An 18,885-nucleotide genomic window follows, 5' to 3' on the forward strand; every position below is an offset into this window, starting at 1 on the left:
TGGCCCCCGTCACCACCTGCCGATAGGTTGGTTTCATGAGGGAAGCGCCACACGTGCTGGGCATCGTCCTCGCCGGCGGAGAAGGTAAACGGCTGTATCCGTTGACAGCCGACCGGGCCAAGCCCGCGGTTCCGTTCGGAGGCGCCTACCGGCTGATCGACTTCGTGCTCTCGAATCTGGTCAACGCTCGATACCTGCGGATCTGTGTTCTCACCCAATACAAGTCGCATTCGCTGGATCGCCACATCTCGCAGAACTGGCGGCTCTCGGGGCTTGCCGGCGAGTACATCACCCCGGTGCCGGCGCAGCAGCGTCTCGGTCCGCGGTGGTACACCGGCTCGGCCGATGCGATCTACCAGTCGATGAATTTGATCTACGACGAGGATCCCGACTACATCGTGATCTTCGGCGCCGATCACGTGTACCGGATGGATCCGGAGCAGATGGTGCAGCAGCACATCGAGAGTGGCGCAGGTGCGACCGTCGCCGGGATCCGCGTGCCGCGCGCGGAAGCCAGCGCGTTCGGTTGTATCGACTCCGACGATTCGGGGCGTATCCGCGGGTTCATCGAGAAGCCGGCTGATCCACCGGGCACGCCCGACGATCCGGAGCAGACGTTCGTCTCGATGGGTAACTACATCTTCACCACGAAGGTGCTGATCGATGCGATCCGCGCTGACGCCGAGGACGACGACTCCGACCACGACATGGGTGGCGACATCATCCCGCGTCTGGTCTCCGACGGTATGGCCTCGGTGTACGACTTCAACAACAACGAGGTGCCCGGGGCGACGGAGCGTGATCACGGCTACTGGCGCGACGTCGGGACGCTGGACGCGTTCTACGACGCCCATATGGACCTCGTCTCGGTGCACCCGATCTTCAACCTCTACAACAAGCGGTGGCCCATTCGCGGCAGCTCGGAGAACCTGGCGCCGGCCAAGTTCGTCAACGGCGGTTCGGCGCAGGAGTCCGTCGTCGGCGCCGGCAGCATCATCTCTGCGGCGTCGGTGCGTAACTCGGTGCTGTCGTCGAACGTCGCCGTCGACGACGGTGCGATCGTCGAGGGCAGCGTGATCATGCCGGGCGCGCGGATCGGTCGCGGCGCGGTGGTGCGGCACGCCATCCTGGACAAGAACGTCGTGGTCGGTCCGGGGGAGATGGTGGGCGTCGACCTCGACAAGGACCGGGAGCGGTTCTCGGTCAGCGCGGGCGGCGTCGTGGCCGTCGGCAAGGGTGTCTGGGTCTAACCGTCCGATCGGCGACGGGGTCGGTCCGAGGCCGGCCACACGTACGGCAGGTCGTCGGGCACGTCCGGGAACAGCGGACGGTAGTGGTCGGGGTCCTTGCGTACCAGTGCCGACTGGTGGCTGCGGTGCACCGCAGCGTCGCCGAGCCACGGTGGTACCTCGCCGGCGGTGGCCAGCTCGTCCTGACTGCGGATCGCCGTCACGCCGGTGGCCGCGGTCAGATCGGTGAGCAGCGTGGCCGCGCACGTGTCGGCCCGGCCGAGCGCGCACCAGGCCGCGCAGACCTCCATGCCGTAGCGCACGACGGCTTCCTCGTAGCCCGCCCACATCGTCGCGGCCGGGTGGTTGCGCCAGCCGTAGCCCGGAACCGTCAGCGCGCGCAGCACCTGGATGGTCTCTGCGCGCTGCTTACCGAGGCGGCGGGCGTCGAGAGCCCGCGCCGACGCCGCGAAGTCCGGGTACGGCAGGAAGGTCTGCATGACGGGCCGGGTACCCAGGCCCCTCAGCGAGTACCGACTTCTGTCGCACGCCGCCGGCGCCGGATCAGCCGGACCGCTGCCCAGGCCATGCCGACGAGGGCGAGCAGCACCAGCACCGGGACCAGGATCGCCAGCACCACGAGCAGTACGCTGACGATGTCTTCGATCGTGCTGAGCACCGGTGCTGCCATGCCCGCCGTCGCGACGTTGGCCGCGGGCCTCACCGTCGACTTCGTCAGCGACACCACCAGCGCGACGACGACCCCGGCGGCCACGGGAATCCACTGACCGGACGACGCGAAGGCGCCAGGGTCGGTGACGGCGGCGGTCTGTGCGGCCGTGCCGGAGCCGAACACGATGCCCCCCGCGGTCGGCCGGACCAGGGTCTGGATGGTGTCGTTGACGCTGTCGAGCGCAGGCACCTTGTCGGCGACGATCTCCACGGCCAGGAGCATCGCCACGATGGCCATCACCCAACCGTTCTCGAGCCATGCCCAGGCCGGCGGCAGCGTGACCAGATCGGTGAACCGGGCCAGCAGTCCTAATGCCAGCAGCGGGATGTAGGCGTTGAGCCCCGCTGCGCTCGCCAGCCCGAACCCGGTCAGCAGCTCCATGAGCTCAGTATGGGCTCACCAGAGGTGGGGGATCAGCCGAAAGCGCACCTGCTGCGTGTACTCGGCGTAGCCGGCCAAGCCCGCGCGCAACGCCTTCTCCTCGTCGAGGATTCGCGCCGCCAGCAGCGGCACGGTCAGCGCCACGACCGCCAACCCCCAGAGTGACCCGAGCGCGAGCGGAGTACCGGCCATCATCACCAGCGTCGCGCTGTACATCGGATGGCGGACCAGACCGTAGAGCCCGGTCGACACCAGCGGTTGGCCTTGCTCGACGGTGATACTGGCTCCGGCCCAATTGTTCTGTACGACAACCAGTTGCGCGCCGAGCAGCCCGGCCGCGACCATGATGTCGCCGAGGACGACGAGCCCGACGGGAACCGTGGACCAGCCGAACCGCCAGTCCAGCGCACCGACGACGAGTGTCGCGATGACCGCCACCAGCATCAGGCTGATGATGATCCGCTGTGCGGGGCGGGTTTCGGCGGTCGGTCCGGCCTTGACGCGACGGGCCAACGCGTCGGGCTGTCGCACCGCGAGGTACGCACCGGAGAGCACCGAGCACGCGGTGAACACCGCGATGAACCCCCAACCGGGCCAGTAGTGCACGGTGCCGGCCGGCAGGAACAGGGCCAGCCCCAGACACAGGATCCCGACGACCGCCGATGCGAGGGCCTGCAGGACGAGCTTCACGGTCAGCGGAGGTCGCGTCGGCGAAACCCGATGACTCCGAATGCAAGCGCTGCGGCGTCGAGGCACAGAAGCCACACCAGCGGCACGATGGTGAACTCCCCGGTGCCGACGTGGGGGACGTGGCTGAACGGTTCGAGGTCGAGCAGCCAGTGCGGGGCGTTGGCCAGCGAGCCCATCATGAACACCGCGACGAACGCCACGAGCAGCCCCCAGGCGACCGGCGCCCAGCGGGGCGCGAGTCCGAACAGCGCGACGGCGATCGTAGCGGGTAGCCACGCGGCGGGTAGCTGGGCGGCCGCGGTGCCGAGCACGGTGGGAAGCGTGGCGCCGATGTCGCCGACGGCGGCTCCGTAGGTCACCCCGGTGACGAGCCCGGCCACCAGCAGCGCGACGGCCGGGCCGCCGATGGCGAACACCACATGGCTTGTCAGCCAACGCGTTCGGCTCACGGCACCAGCGAGCACCGCTTCTGCGCGCTGACTGCCCTCCTCCTGGTGTGCCCGCAGGGCCAGAGAGACCGCGAAGGCCGCGGCGATCATGCCGAGCATGCTGAACGCCACGGAGAGGAATGCCTGTTCGATCGCGCTGGATCCGCCGAGGCGTGCCACGATGTCGCGGGCGGTCTGGCTGCCGCCCATCTCCTCGCCGATACCGTGCACGATGCTGCCGATCAGCAGGCCGTAGAGACTCAAGCCCACGGTCCACACCAGCAGCGCTCCGCGGTCGAGACGCCACGCCAGCCCGTACACGCCACCCAGCGCTCGGGATGCCCGGGGCGGCCCCGCGCGTTCGGCGAGCAAGCCCGCGCCGACGTCGCGCCGGGACAGGAGCAGGTAGGCCAGTGCGAGCAGCGCGACGGTCAGGGTGAGGTGCAGTGCCAGGACCGCGAATCTGTCACCGGCATACGGTCGGACCTCCAGCGACCAGCCCACCGGCGAGAGCCACGTCAGCAGCGACGCTCTGCTGCCGGCATCCCCCACCGCTCGCAGCGTGAACGCTGCACCGAGGACGGCGAGTGCGGCGCCGCGCGCGACGCGGGCGTTCGGCGAGAGCTGGGCCGTCACGGCGGCCACCGCGGTGAACACCAGACCCGAGCAGGCCAGAGCCGCGCCGAAGGCCAGCGACCCGGTCGCCGGTACGTTCTGGGTGAGCAGGCCGGCGGCGCCGATGACCCCGGTCGCGATCGACGCGCCCGCGGCGAGCAGCACCGCCGCCGTCAGCCCGGCGTAGCGGCCGACGGCCGTGGAATCGAGCAATTCGGCGCGGCCTGCTTCCTCGTCGGCGCGGGTGTGCCGGATCACGGTGAGGATCACCGCGACCGCGATCAACGTGTGGAACATGCCGGCCTTCCAGATGCCGACTGCGCCGAGGCTGTCGTTGAACACCTGCCCGTAGAGCGCGCGCTGTGCGGGGCTGGCCATGATCGACGCTGCCAGCGTCGCGCGGTCCGCGGCGGTGGGATACACGGCCTCGGTCGCGCCGATGTACACCGTCGACAGTGGGAGCGAGAGCAGTAACACCCACAGCGGCAACACGATTCGGTCGCGGCGGGCATAGAGCCGCAGAAGGGCCAGGGTGCCGGTCAGGCCCGTGCCCCTGCTGGGTGCCTGGTGCGCCGGATGGGGACGCTCGAGCAGCGTGGTCATGCGTGCACCCGATCTGCGGTGTCGTCCGTGTCGTAGTGGCGCAGGAACAGCTCTTCGAGCGTGGGTGGCTGGCTCACCAGGCTGCGCACCCCTGCCTCGCCGAGTACTTTCATCACCTGCGCCAGGCTCTCGCCGTCGACGTGCGCCCGAACGGTCGTGCCGTCGACGGAGACGTCGTCGACACCCTGGATCGAGTCCAGACCGACTGGGGCACGCAATAGTTCAGCCGTGATCGAGGTGCGCGACAGGTGTCGCATCGAGTTCAGGGTGCCGCTCTCGACGGTGCGGCCGGCTCGGATGATGGTCACGCGGTCGCACAGTGCTTCGGTCTCGGCGAGGATGTGACTGGACAGCAGCACGGTGGCGCCGCGATCGCGGGCCTCGCCGACACACTGCTGGAAGACGTTCTCCATCAACGGGTCCAGCCCGGTGCTCGGTTCGTCGAGCAGCAGCAGTCGCGCATGCGAGGAGAACGCCGAGACCAGCGAGACCTTCTGGCGATTGCCCTTGGAATAGGTCCGCGCCTTCTTCGTGGGGTCGAGGCTGAACCGCTCGATGAGCTCATCGCGGCGTTTCGTGTCGAGGCCGCCCCGCATGCGGGCCAGCAGGTCGATCGTCTCGCCGCCGGTGAGCGTCGGCCACAGGGTGACATCGCCCGGCACATAGGCCAATTGGCGGTGGAGGTCGACCGCGTCGGTCCAGGGGTCAGCGCCCAGAACGCGCACCGTTCCTGCGTCGGCGCGGGCGAGGCCGAGCAGGACGCGAAGGGTGGTGGACTTGCCGGCCCCGTTGGGGCCGAGGAAGCCGTGCACCTCGCCCTCGGCGACGGAGAGGTCGAGACCGTCGAGGGCTCGAACCGTACCGAACGTCTTGGTCAGGGACCGCACCTCGATCGCAGCATGCTCACTCATCAGCGTCTCCTTGCGTGAACGGTAGGCCTTGTCGGCGCCTGGCGAGGAAGGCGTCGTACATCGTGGACTCGGTCATCAGGCCGTGGGTGTAGAGCTCCAGCGCCGGCAGCACCATCTCCTCGCTGTAGTCGCGTAGCACCGCACGCAGATCGGAGGGGTCGGGGTGGAGCTGCAGGTAGAGCAGGAACGCGCCGCCGCCCGCCATCCCCAGGAACCGGGCGCGCGCGTGGGGGTCGACGCTCGGCTTGATCGTGCCCGCACGCACGCCCTCTTCGATGTACAGCTCGGTGTTGTCGATCATCGTGCGCCACAACGACTTCGCCAGATCTCCGCCGGACTGCAGACTGCGTACCAGGTAGGCCATCATCGGCGCGTAGTGCTCGATCTCGGCCATCTGGGCGAGCCACGTCGCCGGGTCGGAGGCCTGGATGGTCTCGGACTTGGCGGTTCGGATGGTCTCGGCGACGTGGTCGTCGCAGGCGCGGTGCAGGTTGTCCTTGCTCCCGAAATGGTGGATGACCAAGCCGGGGCTCACGCCGGCGGCCGCTGCGATCGCTCGCACGCTGACGCGGAATCCGTCGCGGCCGAACAGGTCGATGGCGGCATCACGGATGCGGGCCACCGCGGTCAGATCATCGGCTGAACGCATGTTCAACATGCTAAACGCACGTTTAGTCGAGGGTCAAGGCTTTTCCCGCGAGCAGACGTGAACTCGAGCGGACACGCCGAGGAATCACTCGAGTTCGCGTCTGCTCGCCCTGAAAAAGGGGAGTCTCAGTCGCGGGCGGCCGCGAGCAAGCCGTCGCCGAGGGGGATCAGCACCGGCGTCAGCCGTTCGTCCTCGGCGATCAGCCGGGCCGCCTCCCGCACGGCGCTGACCTCGGCGTCCTTGGCGGTGGCGTCGCCGGCCCGTCCGCCGAGGGCGGCGCGGTGGAGCACGATCGCACCGCCGGGCCGCAGCAGGCGGACCCCCTCGGCCACGAACTGAGGTTGGTCGCTCGGAGCAGCGTCGATGAACACCAGGTCATAGGACTCATCGGCCAGGCGGGTCAGCACCTCCTGGGCACGCCCGCTGATCAACCGGGTGCGACCCGGGCCGACGCCGGCCTCGGTGAACGCCTGCTTGGCGATCCGCTGATGCTCCGGTTCGACGTCGATCGTGGTCAGCACGCCGTCATCGCGCATGCCGGAGAGCAGCCACAGCCCGCTGACCCCGGCACCGGTGCCGACCTCGACGACGGCCTTGGCGCTGGTCAGCTTCGCGAGAACGCACAACAACGCACCGACGGCAGGGGTGACCGCACCCGCTCCGATGTCGACTGCCCGTTCCCGCGCGGCAGCGACGATCGCGTCCTCGGAGATGGAGTGCTCGGCGTGATTGACGATCGCCTCGGCGGCACTCGGTGCGGCCGGGGAATCGCCGGCGCCGGCGGTGGGCTCGTCGGTGCTCGACATGCCCGCAGCGTAGAGCGTCGGCTGCGGCGCGGGAACCCCGACACGCCCGCCGCGCGCGACGGCCGCCGGCCATGGGCCGCGTCGGCGTTTCTGCTGGTCGAAAACGGGTAGCGAGGTTTCTCAGGAAATGTTCAGTTTGCTCATATGCCTGGCTCACCACGACGGGAGAACGTGTTCGCATGACAGACGCCGCGCACCGCGACGGGATCGCCGACCGCGGGAAGAATGTCTCTGCGCGCCGCGTTGTCTCGTCCGAGCGCTACGAGCCCCGGCCCGTTCCGCGCATCGATCAGCACGACCTGGAGGATCCGACGACCACTCACCCCGCACCCGTCTCCGCGCCGGTGTCCATGGCCCATCTGGAACAGTTCACCGAGGCCGAGTGGGTGGAGCCGAGCGACGAGCTCACCGGCACCGCCGTGTTCGACGCCACCGGCGACCACTCCGCGATGCCGAGTTGGGACGAGCTCGTCCGTCAGCACGCCGATCGGGTGTATCGGCTGGCCTACCGTCTGTCGGGCAATCAGCACGACGCCGAGGACCTGACCCAGGAGACGTTCATCCGGGTCTTCCGATCAGTGCAGAACTATCAGCCCGGCACGTTCGAGGGGTGGCTGCACCGCATCACCACGAACCTGTTCCTCGACATGGTTCGCCGGCGCGGCCGCATCCGCATGGAGGCGCTGCCCGAGGACTACGAGCGGGTGCCGGCCGACGAGCCGAACCCGGAACAGATCTACCACGACTCGCGGCTCGGCCCCGACCTGCAGGCTGCGCTCGACTCGCTGGCCCCGGAATTCCGCGCCGCGGTGGTGCTGTGCGACATCGAGGGTCTGTCCTACGAGGAGATCGGTGCGACGTTGGGCGTCAAGCTCGGCACCGTCCGTAGCCGCATCCACCGTGGCCGCCAGGCGCTGCGCGAGTACCTGGCCCGGCACAGCGACGTCACGGCCGACACCACGAGCATGCGGGGTTCGGCCAGATCGGCCTGATGTCGGCCGGCGCTGCGCGCGGATGCACAGGAACCCGCGCTACATTCGAAGCAGACCTGCGTCCATGACCGGAGAGGAGTCGGGTGGTGTTCGATCCCGGACATGCGTTCCGTCGCGCCTTCTCCTGGCTTCCCACGCAACTGGCGTCGCAGAGTGACGCACCCGTGGGGCCCCGTCAGTTCGGCAGCACCGAGCACCTGTCCACCGAGGCCGTCGCTGCCTTCGTCGACGGCGAACTGAGGATGAGCGCGCACCTGCGCGCCGCGCACCACATGTCGATGTGCCCGGAATGCGCCATGGAGGTCGACAGTCAACGCCAGGCCAGGGAAGTTCTGCGCGACGCCTGCCCGGTGGCGATGCCGAGCTCTTTGCTGAGCCTGCTCTCCCAGATTCCCCAGCACGCACCGGTGCAACACTCCGAGCCGGATTCCGCGCCCGTCGACACCCCGCAGCTGGCCGACGGCGTACCGCGTACCCGCCGGAAGCGTCGGTAGGGTGAGGACGACGCCGTCCCGGCACGGGCGTCGGTGATTGCTGGCGTCGCAGATGTGCAGGTGCTGAACACGGTGACGAGAAGGGCTATCTACGCGTGACCAATCTGGACCAGAGCGGTCGGGGGCGCCTCGAGCCGCGCCCGGTGTCGCGGCCTCCGGTCGATCCGGCCGCCAAGCGCGCCTTCGGCCGGCCCGACGGAGTGAACGGATCGTTCCTCGGTCGCGGGCAGAGCCGCGACCAGGGCGAATACGCCCCGAAGGATCAGCCGCCGGACCCCGTGCTGGCCGAAGCCTTCGGCCGCCCCTACCCGGGCGGTGACTCGCTGCAGCGCCACCCGACCGACGCGGGCGCACTGGACGCCGAGCGGGACGGCGCGGGCGACGACGCCGATGATCCGTGGCGCAATCCCGGCGCCCCGGTCGCATTGGGCACCCCGGCCGTCACGCAGACCGCCCCGGCCGTGGCGAGCCCTCCCGCGGGCAAGCTGGGCGTGCGCGACGTTCTCTTCGGCGGCAAGGTGTCCTGGATCGCACTCGTGGTGCTCGGGATCGTGGCCCTGGTGATCGGTATCGCCGGCGGGGTTGTCGGTCGTAAGACCGCCGAGGTCGTCGAGGCGTTCACCACGTCCAAGGTGACGTTGGAGACCAGCAACAACGGTGAGCCGCCGCAGGGCGAGTTCGCGAGGGTGGCCGCAGCGGTCGCGGACTCGGTGGTGACGATCGAGGCGAAGAGCGACACCGAGGGCGCGCAAGGCTCCGGCGTCATCGTCGACGGTCGCGGCTACATCGTCACCAACAATCACGTGATCTCCGAGGCGGCGACCAATCCGAGCAAGTTCAAGATGTCCGTCGTCTTCAACGACGGCAAGGAGGTGCCGGCCAACCTCGTCGGCCGCGACCCCAAGACCGACCTCGCGGTCCTCAAGGTCGACAACGTCGACAACCTCGTGGTGGCCCGCCTCGGCGACTCGGAGAAGCTGCGCGTCGGCGATGAGGTGATCGCCGCGGGCGCTCCTCTGGGCCTGCGGAGCACGGTCACCCACGGCATCATCAGCGCACTACACCGGCCCGTGCCGCTCTCCGGCGACGGTTCGGACACCGACACCGTGATCGACGGTGTACAGACCGACGCGTCGATCAACCACGGCAACTCCGGCGGACCGCTGATCAACATGAACGCCGAGGTCATCGGCATCAACACCGCCGGAAAGTCCTTGTCGGACAGTGCCAGCGGGCTCGGCTTCGCCATCCCGGTGAACGAGGTCAAGCAGGTCGTCGAGACCCTGATCCAGAACGGCAAGATCGCCCATCCGACGCTCGGCCTGACCGCACGTTCGGTCAGCAACGACGCCGCCAAGGGCGCCCAGATCGCCAACGTGGCCGCCGGTGGTCCCGCCGAGCGGGCCGGCATCCTGGAGAACGACGTCGTCGTCAAGGTCGGTGACCGCGACGTCGCCGACGCCGACGAGTTCGTCGTCGCCGTCCGGCAACTCACGATCGGGCAACCCGCGCCGATCGAGGTCATGCGCGACGGACGGCGGGTCACGCTGACCGTCACCCCCGGCCCCGACAACAGCACCTAGGCAGCGATGTTCGCCAACGTGGGTTGGGGCGAGATGCTGGTCCTGGTGATCGCCGGCCTGGTGATCCTGGGGCCCGAGCGGCTGCCCGGCGCCATCCGCTGGACCTCCGGCGCGGTGCGGCAGGCGCGGGACTACATCTCCGGCGCGACCAGCCAGCTGCGTGAGGATCTCGGACCCGAGTTCGACGACCTGCGCGAGCCCCTGTCGGAACTGCAGAAGCTGCGCGGGATGACGCCGCGCGCCGCGCTCACCAAACACCTGCTCGACGGCGACGACTCGATCTTCACCGGGCGATTCGACTCGCCCACCACGCCTGACACACCGCAGACCCCGCCGGAGAAGCCGCAGTCCGGGCCGGGCCCGGGCGCCTTCGGGCAGCAGCCCGGCGCCACCCGGTTCGACCCGGACGCGACCTAGACGGTCAGCGGCCCGCCGGGTCGAGGCCCAACGACATCCCCGCCAGTCCGCGTTTGCGGATCGACAGCGCGTCGGCGATCGTGCGCAACGCGATGCCTGCCGGCGATTCCGGTGCACTCAACACCAGCGGCGTGCCGGTGTCACCTGCGGACACCAGGGCCGGATCCAGCGGCACCTGACCCAGCAGCGGCACGTCGGCCCCCACCGATCGGGTCAGGCTCTCGGCGACCTGACGACCGCCGCCCTCCCCGAACAACTGCATCGTCGACCCATCCGGCATCAGCAGTCCCGACATGTTCTCGACGACGCCCGCGATGCGCTGACGGGTCTGCAGGGCGATCGCGCCGGCGCGCTCGGCGACCTCGGCCGCGGCGAGCTGCGGGGTGGTCACCACCAGGATCTCCGCACCCGGGATCAGCTGGGAGACCGAGATCGCGATGTCGCCGGTGCCGGGCGGCAGGTCCAGCAGCAGCACGTCCAGATCACCCCAGTAGACGTCGGCGAGGAACTGCTGCAGCGCCCGATGCAGCATCGGCCCGCGCCAGACCACGGGCGTGTTGCCCTGGGTGAACATCGCGATCGAGATGACCCGCACGTCGTGGGCCACCGGCGGCAGGATCATCGAGTCGACCTGGGTGGGGCGATCGGTGGTGCCCATCATCCGGGGCACGGAGTGGCCGTAGATGTCGGCGTCGAGCAACCCGACGGACAACCCTTTCGCCGCCATGGCGGCTGCCAGGTTCACGGTGACGCTGGACTTGCCGACGCCACCTTTGCCGGAGGCCACCGCGTAGACCCGGGTCAGCGAGCCGGGCTGGGCGAACGGGATCACCGGTTCGCGGGAGTCACCGCGCAGCTGCTTGCGCAGCTCGGCGCGCTGCTCGTCGTTCATCACGTCGAGGCTCACCCGGACCGATCCGGTGCCGGGCACATCGCTGACCGCTCGGGTGACCTGCTCGGAGATCTCCGTCTTCTTCGGACACGCCGACGTGGTCAGGTAGATCTCGACGTGCACGGACGCGTCGGCGTCGACGGTGACGTCCTTGACCATGCCGACGTCGGTGATCGGGCGCCGGAGTTCGGGGTCGATGACCTTGGTCAGGGCGGCGCGTACGGCCTTCGTGAGATCGGGGCCGGTCGCGTCAGGGGTGTGGGCAGACATCACCCGCGAGTGTAGGCCGCGGGCCCATGCCAGCTGTCAGCCGACCGGCCCGGGCGCGGGTCCCGGGGCCGGCCCCAGGCCCGGCGGCAGACCGGGAGCGGGCGGGGGAGCAGGCTGGGCCGGCATCAGCGGCGGCGCGGGCTGGGCTGCCGGCATCAGCGGCGGCGCGGGAGTGTCATTGATGCAGAACACCGCGCACTGCGGCTGCTGGGCCGGCGGCGGGGTCACCCACGGCGGTACCCAGGCCGGCGGCGGTGCGGGTACCGGCTGCGGTGCGGCCACGGGCGCCGGACCGGGCAGCGGTCCCAGCGATTGTCCGGGGGCGAACCCGGGGACGTTGGTGTTGATCAGTGCGGCGACATCGGTCCGTTGCCCCAGCTGCAGCAGCGCCAGCGGGTCGTTGGCCGGCAGACCCGCGGCGTTGAGCGGCAACCCGGGCCCCAGTCCCTCGGGACGGTCCAGATGGCTGTCACCGAGGGCAGGCACCTCGCCCGTGATCGGCGGAAGGTCGACCGGCACCACGCCGGTCGCGTACGCCGCGGCCCAACCCAGCACGTTGCGCGCATAGGCCATCGAGTTGTTGTAGCGCAGGATCGCTGCCAGCACGTCGGGCTGGTTGCGCAGGTTGAGGCCGCCGCTGCACAGATAGCGCGCCGCAGCCAGCGAGGCGTCGAAGACGTTCTGGACATCGGCCTTGCCGTCGCCGTCACCGTCGGCGGCGTAGCGCGACCAGGTGCCGGGCAGGAACTGCATCGGGCCCAGCGCGCGGGCATAGACCACACGCTCGGAGCTGCGGCTCTGCACGATCACCTCGTTGCCGGGCAGTGTGCCGTCCAGACTGGGGCCGTAGATCGGTCGCACCGCGGTGCCGCGGGCGTCGGTCGCGCCACCGTTGGCGTGCATCGATTCGATGCGGCCGATGCCGGCCAGCAGGTTCCAGCTCACCCCGCAGCCGGGCGCGGTCGCGGCCATCTTGGCTTCGGCGTTGCGGTAGGCCGCCAGGGCCATCGACGGAATCCGAAGCGTGCCGGGGGCGCTCACGACGACTGCCGGCGGCGGGGCCGACACGGTGGCCGCGGCGATCTTCATCGGGGTGGGGGTCTTCGCGACCGCCACGACGGAAACGCCCGAGGAGCTCGACGAGGAGGCGACCGCCGCCATCGGCAGCACCGCGGTGTCGCGGGTCGGAGAGGGCGCCGAGGCGCCGACGGCGCCGGCCAGCACGAGTGGCGTCAGCACTGCCGCAACGCCGAACGCCGGCATGCGGACCAGGCGCCCCGCCCGGCATCTCGCCGCTCCGAGAGCCGCTCGTCCGCCTATGTGCACGCAACCGTCCTTGCTGTGTGGGGGCCTGTGAACCCAGTCACCATATCGGTTGGGCCACGACTGTGTTACAGCATTGGCCACAGCCGTGTCGTCAGGATCTGCGGGAGCGCCTCTCGCCGGCTTCGGCTTTGCTCGATTCGGGCTCGGCAACGCCGTCCGCGGGCCGCAACTCGGCGATCAGGTCGCGGATCTCCTCGAGTTCGCGGCGCAGGTAGTCACGGGTGGCGACTTCGCCGACGGCCAGGCGCAGCGCGGCCAGTTCGCGGGCCAGGTATTCGGTGTCGGCCTTGGTCTGCTCGGCGCGTCGCCGGTCCTCCTCGAGCGCCACCCGATCGCGGTTCTCCTGCCGGTTCTGTGCCAGCAGGATCAGGGGCGCGGCGTAGGCCGCCTGGGTGGAGAACGCGAGGTTCAGCAAGATGAAAGGGTACGGATCCCACTGCCAGGCGAACATGCCGGCGTTGAGCAGGATCCAGACGATCACGACGATCGTCTGGATCGCCAGGTACCGCCCGGTGCCGAGGAACCGCGCGATGCTCTCGCTGACGCGACCGACGGCCTCGACGTCGAGCCGGGGCGTCAGGGACCGGGAGACGCGCGGCGTGTCCAGCCGCTGACGTGCCGACGAGTCGCTCATGTCGCCTTCTCCGCGGTCATGATCACGGGTTCGGCCTCACGCTCGCGCCAGTCATCGGGCAGGAGGTGGTCGAGCACGTCGTCGACCGACACCGCGCCCAGGAGGTGATTCTCGTCGTCGACGACGGGTCCGCACACCAGGTTGTAGGCGGCGAAATACCGGGTGAGCGCACCGAGGGAGTCCTCCGCGCCCAGGCTGGGCAGGTCGGTGTCGACGATGCCGCTGACCAACGCCGCGGGCGGCTCGCGCAGCAGCCGCTGCAGATGCACACACCCCAGGTAGCGGCCCGTCGGCGTCGCGGTCGGCGGGCGAGCGACGAACACCAGGGACGCCAGCGCCGGCGTGAGGTCCGGATCGCGCACGCGCGCAAGGGCTTCGGCGACGGTGGTATCGGGTGCGAGCACCACCGGTTCGGAGGTCATCAGGCCACCCGCGGTGTTGGGGGAGTGGCTGAGCAGACGGCGCACGTCCTCGGAATCCTCGGGGTCCATCCGCCGCAGGAACTGCTCGGCGTCAGCCGGGGTCATGGTGCCCAGCAGGTCGGCCGCGTCGTCGGGATCCATCGCCTCCAACACGTCGGCGGCGCGATCGGTCTTCAGCTGCCGCAACACGGAAACCTGCTCGTCTTCGGGCAGCTCCTGCAGGACGTCGGCGAGTCGCTCGTCGTCGAGCGCGTTGACCACCTCGTAGCGGCGCTTGGCCGGCAGCTCACGGATCGCGTCGGCCACCTCGATGGGACGCTGCCCGACGAACTGCTCGAGTAGCTGCGCGACGCCCTGATCCGGCATGGCCAACCCCGACGGCGTCAGGCCCTGCACGTGCATCCAGTCCACGGTGTGCACGTTGCTGCGCCGGCCGAGCCGCCGCTGTGGACGAACCGCGACCTTGGTGACCATCCAATCCCGCGACCGGGTCTGTTCGATGCCGAGATCGACGACGACGACATCGATCCCGGCGAGTTCGGTCAGGTCGGGGTCATCGACGCGGACCCGGGTCTCGATGACCTGCCCGAGCACCAGCACTTCTCCCGGTCGCTGGGAGAAGCGGCGTAGCGACACGCTGCCCGTCGCCAGGGTCACCGCACCGGGCTCGATCGCGGTGACCCGCAGAATCGGCACGAAAATTCTTCGGCGCGAGAGCAATTCGACGACGAGCCCGAGCACGCGGGGCTGTTGACGGACCAGGCTGATGCTGATCACCACGTCACGCACGCGGCCGATCGATTCGCCGTCGGGACCCAGCACCACCATTCCCGCGAGCCGGGCCGCGTAGACCCTGTTGACCGACACCATGAGTGTCAGAGTAGAGAGTGTGGTTGTGCAAAACCGGTATCGACCCCGCCGAACATGCCTGTCCGTGCCGGGCAGCAGCGCGAAGATGATCGCCAAGGCCAAGACGCTGCCCGCCGACGAGGTGTTCCTCGACCTCGAGGACGCGGTGGCCGCGGACGCGAAAGCGCAAGCGCGCGAGGCTGTCGCGGCCGCTCTGGCCGAGCCGGGGTGGGGCGATCAACTGCGCGGAGTTCGGGTCAACGACTGGACCACCCCGTGGACGCACACGGATGTGATCGAGGTCATCGGCAGGGCCGGCGCGGCCGTGGACGTCGTGGTGCTGCCGAAAGTGACCGACGTCGCCCACGTGCACGCGCTGGATCTGCTGCTGTCCCAAGTGGAAGCCTCACACGGGTTGCCGGTGGGGCGCATCGGTATCGAGGCGCAGATCGAGGACGCGCGCGGGCTGACCAACGTCGATGCGATCGCCGCCGGACCGCGGATGCACGCACTGGTCCTCGGGCCTGCCGATCTGATGGCGAGCCTGAACATGCGCACGCTCGAGGTGGGCGAGCAGCCCGAGGGCTACGACGTCGGCGACGCCTACCACCACGTCCTGATGCGCATTCTGATTGCCGCGAGGGCCAACGGGATCAACGCGATCGACGGCCCCTATCTGAAGGTCCGCGACGTCGAGGCGTTCCGCCGGGTCGCCGGACGCGCCGCCGCGCTGGGTTTCGACGGCAAGTGGGTGTTGCATCCCGACCAGATCGCCGCGGGCAACGAGATCTTCAGCCCGCGCCAGGAGGCCTACGACCGTGCCGAGCTGATCCTCGAGGCCTACGAGTGGCACACCTCTCGGGCGGGCGGTGCCCGCGGCGCGGTGATGCTCGGGGAGGAGATGATCGACGAGGCCAGCCGCAAGATGGCCTTGGTGATCGCCGGGAAGGGTCGGGCGGCGGGAATGCGGCGCACCGGCGAGCGGTTCGTCCCGCCCGCCGGCACTGCCAGCTAAACCGCTCGGCCCCCGGCTCAGACGTTGAGCGCGGTGATGCCCACGACCACGTTGATCACCAACGTGACGGCGCCGACGGCGATACCGGCGACGGCCAGCCCGTGCCCGGCCTGGCGGGTCTCCTTGATCTGGTTGATCGCCAGGATGCCGAGGACGATGCCGACGATCGACCCGATACCGCAGCACACCCCGAGGATCGAGGCGACCAGCGAGGCGATCGCCATCGTGTTGGTGCCCTGCGGGGCGGGCGGCCCGTAGCCGTAGTCGGCGCCGGGGTAGCCCATCGGAGGCGGGGGATATCCACCGGGTGCGGTGCCGTACTGAGGCGGCGGTGGATACGCAGGACCCGCCGCACCGTAGCCCTGGCCCGGATAGGTGCCACCCGCATTCGGGTCCGGATAGGGCGCGCCGTAACCGGGCGGGGGCGGCGGATAGTCCGTCGGGGCGGGGTACGACGGCGGCGGGTTGTACGCGGGCGGGTAGTCCGTCGGCGTCCCCGACTGCTCGATCGGCGGCGCCTCGTAGCTCCCCGACGCGGGCTCGGATCCGGCTGAGTCGGAACGGTCGGACCGGCGTTCGTCGTCGTCCTGACTTGTCATGGGAATCAACCTAGCCTAAGGGGACGCCGGCGGACCGGACCATCGGAACCGGGCACCTTTGCCCGCTCCGGCACGTTGATCGAGCGATGAGGTTATACCCTGACCGAATTGCCAGACTCAGGAGTGCAAGGACATGACCAGCCCTTTTCAGCCAGGCCAGACCCCGGGCGCGTCGCCTGCCGGACGTGGCCGCCCGGTCGGGCTGCCCACCCCGCCGAAGGGGTGGCCGATCGGTTCCTATCCCACCTACGCCGAGGCGCAGCGTGCCGTGGACTACCTGTCGGATCAGCAGTTCCCGGTCGAGCAGGTCACGATCGTCGGGGTGGATCTGATGCAGGTCGAGCGCGTCACCGGCCGGTTGTCCTGGCCCAAGGTGCTCGGCGGCGGCGTGCTCAGCGGCGCGTGGCTGGGCCTGTTCATCGGTCTGATACTCGGGTTCTTCAGCCCGAGCCCGTGGGGCTCCCTCATCACCGGTCTGATCGCCGGTGTGTTCTTCGGTCTGATCACCTCCGCGGTGCCCTACGCGATGGCGCGCGGCACCCGCGACTTCAGCTCGACGATGCAGTTGGTGGCGGGCCGTTACGACGTGCTGTGTGACCCGCAGAACGCCGAGCAGGGCCGAGATCTGCTCGCCCGCCTGAAGATCTGACGATGATCGACGTCACCGCCGCGGTTCGGGCGCGGGTGCTGGAACACTTCGCGAGCTCCGGCGAGCCGGCGGAGGCCTCGGTGACCTTTCTCGGTGCCGATCGCATCGCCGTGCTGCGCTTCGATGCCGGCGGTGACGGCGCTGCTCACTACGTGTCGCTGGGGTGTTCGTCGCATCCGATGGTGGATCCGGCCGCGGCGATGGTCGATCCGGTGCGCGGGCCCCGCGCCGAGGTGGTGGTGGCCCTGCGGGGGCCGGCACCCACGGGGCTGGCCCGGTCCGTCGCGGTGGTCGCCGCGGCGCCCGCCGTCGAGGGGCTGGTGCTCGAGCCCGGCGCGCTGGTCGACTTGGAGACGCCGCTGTGGGAAGGGGCGCCGTTCACCGCATTTCTGCTGGGGCGCAGCGATGTCGACGACGTGGAGCTGGCCGAGCCGGCGTCGCCGGTGGCAATGCTGTCCGCGGTGCCGATCACGCCGACGGAGGCCGCCTGGGTGCGGTTGAAGGGGGCCGGCGCGATGCGGGAGGCGTGGCAGCAGGACGGGGTGGATGTGACCGATCCTCGCCGCCGCGCGGCGAGCCCGGCCTGAGATCTAGAGCCAGTTGTTGCGCCGGAAGGTGCGATGCAGCCCCAGGCACACCACGGCCATCAGCAGCAGGACAGCGGGATAGCCCCAGGTCCAATGCAATTCGGGCATGTGGTCGAAGTTCATCCCGTAGATCCCCGCCAGCGCGGTGGGTACTGCCGCGATGGCCACCCAAGCCGAGATCTTTCGCATGTCGACGTTCTGCTGCATCGCCACCTTGCCCAGCGCGGCCTGCACCAGCGAGCTGAGCAGTTCGTCGAAGCTGGCGATCCGGTCGGCGGCCTTGATGGTGTGGTCGAGAACGTCGCGCATGTAGCGGCGGATCTCGACGTTGACCAGATCGTCGTGGTTGGTGCCGATGCGTTCCAGGTCGGTGACCAACGGGCTGACGGCGCGACGCAGCTCGACGACTTCGCGTTTGAGCAGATAGATGGACTCGATGTCGGTCAGCGGGCGCGGCGAGAAGATGTCCTCTTCCATCGCGTCGATGTCGGTCTCGATCAAGTCGGTGACGTCGAGATAGGTGTCGACCACGCTGTCGGCGATCGCGTGCATCACCGCATACGGCCCCAGCTTCAGCGCGGCAGGTGAGGCCTCCAGGCGCTTGCGCACCCCGGCCAGGCCGCCGTGCTCGCCGTGGCGCACCGTCACCACGAAGTCCGAACCGACGAAGATCATCACCTCGCCGGTCTCGACGATCTCGCGCGCGTTGGCGATGGACTCGTGGTCGACGTACGTCACCGTCTTGAGCACCAGGAACAGCGTGGCGTCGTAGCGTTCGAGCTTCGGGCGCTGGTGGGCGTGCACGGCGTCTTCGACCGCGAGCTCGTGCAGCCCGAACACGTCGGCCACCGCCTGCATCTGATGCTCGTCGGGTTCGTGCAACCCGATCCACACGAACGCCGGTCGGCCCTCGGCTTCGATCTCGTGCACCTTGTTCAAGGCTGCCGCGTGAGTGTACTTGCCGGGCAAGCGATTTCCCTCGCAGTACACGCCACAGTCGACCATCGCCCGCGCGACCGGGACATGGATGCTGCGCGCATCGGGGTGATCGGGACGCGGGCGGCCGCCCTGTCGCATCAGTGACGGCGGTAGCGCGCGAAACGATGGCATC

Annotated in this window: 21 protein-coding genes; 8 read left to right on the plus strand and 13 right to left on the minus strand. The window is 69.5% G+C overall.

Features of this window, described 5'->3' with window-relative positions; genetic code table 11:
* The first annotated feature begins 35 nt into the window (after window positions 1–35).
* Window positions 36–1,250, plus strand: coding sequence for a glucose-1-phosphate adenylyltransferase (glgC, locus tag MHN84_RS23660; RefSeq protein WP_241206953.1), 1,215 nt, complete (start codon window positions 36–38; stop codon window positions 1,248–1,250).
* On the opposite strand, the gene MHN84_RS23665 is transcribed toward glgC, so the two are convergent.
* The 7 genes from MHN84_RS23665 to MHN84_RS23695 form a co-directional block, all read right to left on the minus strand.
* A complete protein-coding gene (locus MHN84_RS23665) occupies window positions 1,247–1,729 on the minus strand; it encodes an MSMEG_6728 family protein (RefSeq protein WP_241206954.1) in 483 nt (160 codons plus the stop codon). The two genes, glgC and MHN84_RS23665, sit on opposite strands and share 4 nt — an antisense overlap.
* Before the next feature lie 23 nt (window positions 1,730–1,752).
* Window positions 1,753–2,343: a DUF4126 domain-containing protein gene (locus MHN84_RS23670; RefSeq protein WP_241206955.1), complete on the minus strand. Its 591-nt coding sequence runs from the start codon at window positions 2,341–2,343 to the stop codon at window positions 1,753–1,755.
* 15 nt (window positions 2,344–2,358) lie between these two features.
* Window positions 2,359–3,033, minus strand: a complete 675-nt coding sequence (locus MHN84_RS23675; protein WP_241206956.1) for an isoprenylcysteine carboxylmethyltransferase family protein — start codon at window positions 3,031–3,033, stop codon at window positions 2,359–2,361.
* A 2-nt stretch (window positions 3,034–3,035) separates the two neighbouring features.
* Window positions 3,036–4,679, minus strand: a complete 1,644-nt coding sequence (locus MHN84_RS23680) for an ABC transporter permease (protein ID WP_241206957.1) — start codon at window positions 4,677–4,679, stop codon at window positions 3,036–3,038.
* Window positions 4,676–5,590, minus strand: a complete 915-nt coding sequence (locus MHN84_RS23685) for an ABC transporter ATP-binding protein (RefSeq protein ID WP_241206958.1) — start codon at window positions 5,588–5,590, stop codon at window positions 4,676–4,678. The genes MHN84_RS23680 and MHN84_RS23685 overlap by 4 nt, the downstream gene beginning before the upstream one ends.
* Window positions 5,583–6,239, minus strand: coding sequence for a TetR/AcrR family transcriptional regulator (locus MHN84_RS23690; protein WP_241206959.1), 657 nt, complete (start codon window positions 6,237–6,239; stop codon window positions 5,583–5,585). Before MHN84_RS23690 ends, MHN84_RS23685 begins: the two co-directional genes overlap by 8 nt.
* A 125-nt stretch (window positions 6,240–6,364) precedes the next feature.
* Window positions 6,365–7,045, minus strand: coding sequence for an O-methyltransferase (locus tag MHN84_RS23695; RefSeq protein ID WP_241206960.1), 681 nt, complete (start codon window positions 7,043–7,045; stop codon window positions 6,365–6,367).
* A 179-nt stretch (window positions 7,046–7,224) separates the two neighbouring features.
* Between MHN84_RS23695 and sigE the strand changes: the two genes are divergently transcribed.
* From sigE to tatB, 4 genes are all read left to right on the plus strand, one after another.
* A complete protein-coding gene (sigE, locus tag MHN84_RS23700; protein WP_374238411.1) occupies window positions 7,225–8,037 on the plus strand; it encodes an RNA polymerase sigma factor SigE in 813 nt (270 codons plus the stop codon).
* 86 nt (window positions 8,038–8,123) lie between these two features.
* The gene (rseA, locus tag MHN84_RS23705; RefSeq protein ID WP_241206961.1) at window positions 8,124–8,531 is read left to right on the plus strand and encodes an anti-sigma E factor RseA; all 408 of its coding nucleotides are present in this window, start codon (window positions 8,124–8,126) and stop codon (window positions 8,529–8,531) included.
* Between the two features lie 95 nt (window positions 8,532–8,626).
* The gene (locus MHN84_RS23710; protein WP_241206962.1) at window positions 8,627–10,114 is read left to right on the plus strand and encodes a S1C family serine protease; all 1,488 of its coding nucleotides are present in this window, start codon (window positions 8,627–8,629) and stop codon (window positions 10,112–10,114) included.
* Between the two features lie 6 nt (window positions 10,115–10,120).
* The gene (gene tatB, locus MHN84_RS23715) at window positions 10,121–10,531 is read left to right on the plus strand and encodes a Sec-independent protein translocase protein TatB (protein ID WP_241206963.1); all 411 of its coding nucleotides are present in this window, start codon (window positions 10,121–10,123) and stop codon (window positions 10,529–10,531) included.
* Between the two features lie 4 nt (window positions 10,532–10,535).
* Here the strand turns inward: tatB and MHN84_RS23720 are convergent, their stop codons facing one another.
* The 4 genes from MHN84_RS23720 to MHN84_RS23735 form a co-directional block, all read right to left on the minus strand.
* A complete protein-coding gene (locus MHN84_RS23720; protein WP_241206964.1) occupies window positions 10,536–11,693 on the minus strand; it encodes an Mrp/NBP35 family ATP-binding protein in 1,158 nt (385 codons plus the stop codon).
* Between the two features lie 36 nt (window positions 11,694–11,729).
* On the minus strand, window positions 11,730–13,019 hold the full coding sequence (locus MHN84_RS23725) for a lytic murein transglycosylase (protein ID WP_241206965.1): 1,290 nt from the start codon (window positions 13,017–13,019) through the stop codon (window positions 11,730–11,732).
* A gap of 91 nt (window positions 13,020–13,110) precedes the next feature.
* A complete protein-coding gene (locus MHN84_RS23730) occupies window positions 13,111–13,653 on the minus strand; it encodes a DUF1003 domain-containing protein (RefSeq protein WP_241206966.1) in 543 nt (180 codons plus the stop codon).
* Window positions 13,650–14,945: a magnesium transporter MgtE N-terminal domain-containing protein gene (locus MHN84_RS23735; protein WP_241206967.1), complete on the minus strand. Its 1,296-nt coding sequence runs from the start codon at window positions 14,943–14,945 to the stop codon at window positions 13,650–13,652. The genes MHN84_RS23730 and MHN84_RS23735 overlap by 4 nt, the downstream gene beginning before the upstream one ends.
* 25 nt (window positions 14,946–14,970) lie before the next feature.
* On the opposite strand from MHN84_RS23735, the gene MHN84_RS23740 reads away from it, so the two are divergent.
* Window positions 14,971–15,939 (plus strand): CoA ester lyase, encoded by a 969-nt coding sequence (locus MHN84_RS23740; protein WP_241207005.1) that lies wholly within the window; start codon window positions 14,971–14,973, stop codon window positions 15,937–15,939.
* A gap of 17 nt (window positions 15,940–15,956) precedes the next feature.
* Here MHN84_RS23740 and MHN84_RS23745 read toward each other — a convergent pair whose 3' ends face one another.
* On the minus strand, window positions 15,957–16,538 hold the full coding sequence (locus MHN84_RS23745; protein WP_241206968.1) for a DUF4190 domain-containing protein: 582 nt from the start codon (window positions 16,536–16,538) through the stop codon (window positions 15,957–15,959).
* A gap of 133 nt (window positions 16,539–16,671) precedes the next feature.
* On the opposite strand from MHN84_RS23745, the gene MHN84_RS23750 reads away from it, so the two are divergent.
* Both MHN84_RS23750 and MHN84_RS23755 read left to right on the plus strand, forming a co-directional pair.
* A complete protein-coding gene (locus MHN84_RS23750; RefSeq protein ID WP_241206969.1) occupies window positions 16,672–17,187 on the plus strand; it encodes a general stress protein in 516 nt (171 codons plus the stop codon).
* Between the two features lie 2 nt (window positions 17,188–17,189).
* The gene (locus MHN84_RS23755) at window positions 17,190–17,774 is read left to right on the plus strand and encodes a suppressor of fused domain protein (protein WP_241206970.1); all 585 of its coding nucleotides are present in this window, start codon (window positions 17,190–17,192) and stop codon (window positions 17,772–17,774) included.
* A gap of 3 nt (window positions 17,775–17,777) precedes the next feature.
* On the opposite strand, the gene corA is transcribed toward MHN84_RS23755, so the two are convergent.
* A complete protein-coding gene (corA, locus tag MHN84_RS23760) occupies window positions 17,778–18,884 on the minus strand; it encodes a magnesium/cobalt transporter CorA (protein WP_241206971.1) in 1,107 nt (368 codons plus the stop codon).
* Window position 18,885: the final 1 nt, after the last annotated feature.

Origin of the sequence: Mycobacterium sp. PSTR-4-N (assembly GCF_022348085.1) — a bacterium.
Taxonomy (GTDB): Bacteria; Actinomycetota; Actinomycetes; order Mycobacteriales; family Mycobacteriaceae; genus Mycobacterium.

Bases quoted from the DNA above. Each gene is read 5' to 3' on its own strand.
- MHN84_RS23745 (WP_241206968.1), bottom strand. From the start codon at position 16,538: ATGACAAGTCAGGACGACGACGAACGCCGGTCCGACCGTTCCGACTCA.
- MHN84_RS23665 (WP_241206954.1), bottom strand. From the start codon at position 1,729: ATGCAGACCTTCCTGCCGTACCCGGACTTCGCGGCGTCGGCGCGGGCT.
- corA (WP_241206971.1), bottom strand. From the start codon at position 18,884: ATGCCATCGTTTCGCGCGCTACCGCCGTCACTGATGCGACAGGGCGGC.
- MHN84_RS23670 (WP_241206955.1), bottom strand. From the start codon at position 2,343: ATGGAGCTGCTGACCGGGTTCGGGCTGGCGAGCGCAGCGGGGCTCAAC.
- MHN84_RS23690 (WP_241206959.1), bottom strand. From the start codon at position 6,239: ATGCGTTCAGCCGATGATCTGACCGCGGTGGCCCGCATCCGTGATGCC.
- MHN84_RS23720 (WP_241206964.1), bottom strand. From the start codon at position 11,693: ATGTCTGCCCACACCCCTGACGCGACCGGCCCCGATCTCACGAAGGCC.
- MHN84_RS23685 (WP_241206958.1), bottom strand. From the start codon at position 5,590: ATGAGTGAGCATGCTGCGATCGAGGTGCGGTCCCTGACCAAGACGTTC.
- MHN84_RS23735 (WP_241206967.1), bottom strand. From the start codon at position 14,945: ATGGTGTCGGTCAACAGGGTCTACGCGGCCCGGCTCGCGGGAATGGTG.
- MHN84_RS23730 (WP_241206966.1), bottom strand. From the start codon at position 13,653: ATGAGCGACTCGTCGGCACGTCAGCGGCTGGACACGCCGCGCGTCTCC.
- MHN84_RS23695 (WP_241206960.1), bottom strand. From the start codon at position 7,045: ATGTCGAGCACCGACGAGCCCACCGCCGGCGCCGGCGATTCCCCGGCC.
- MHN84_RS23750 (WP_241206969.1), top strand. From the start codon at position 16,672: ATGACCAGCCCTTTTCAGCCAGGCCAGACCCCGGGCGCGTCGCCTGCC.
- MHN84_RS23755 (WP_241206970.1), top strand. From the start codon at position 17,190: ATGATCGACGTCACCGCCGCGGTTCGGGCGCGGGTGCTGGAACACTTC.
- glgC (WP_241206953.1), top strand. From the start codon at position 36: ATGAGGGAAGCGCCACACGTGCTGGGCATCGTCCTCGCCGGCGGAGAA.
- MHN84_RS23680 (WP_241206957.1), bottom strand. From the start codon at position 4,679: ATGACCACGCTGCTCGAGCGTCCCCATCCGGCGCACCAGGCACCCAGC.
- sigE (WP_374238411.1), top strand. From the start codon at position 7,225: ATGACAGACGCCGCGCACCGCGACGGGATCGCCGACCGCGGGAAGAAT.
- tatB (WP_241206963.1), top strand. From the start codon at position 10,121: ATGTTCGCCAACGTGGGTTGGGGCGAGATGCTGGTCCTGGTGATCGCC.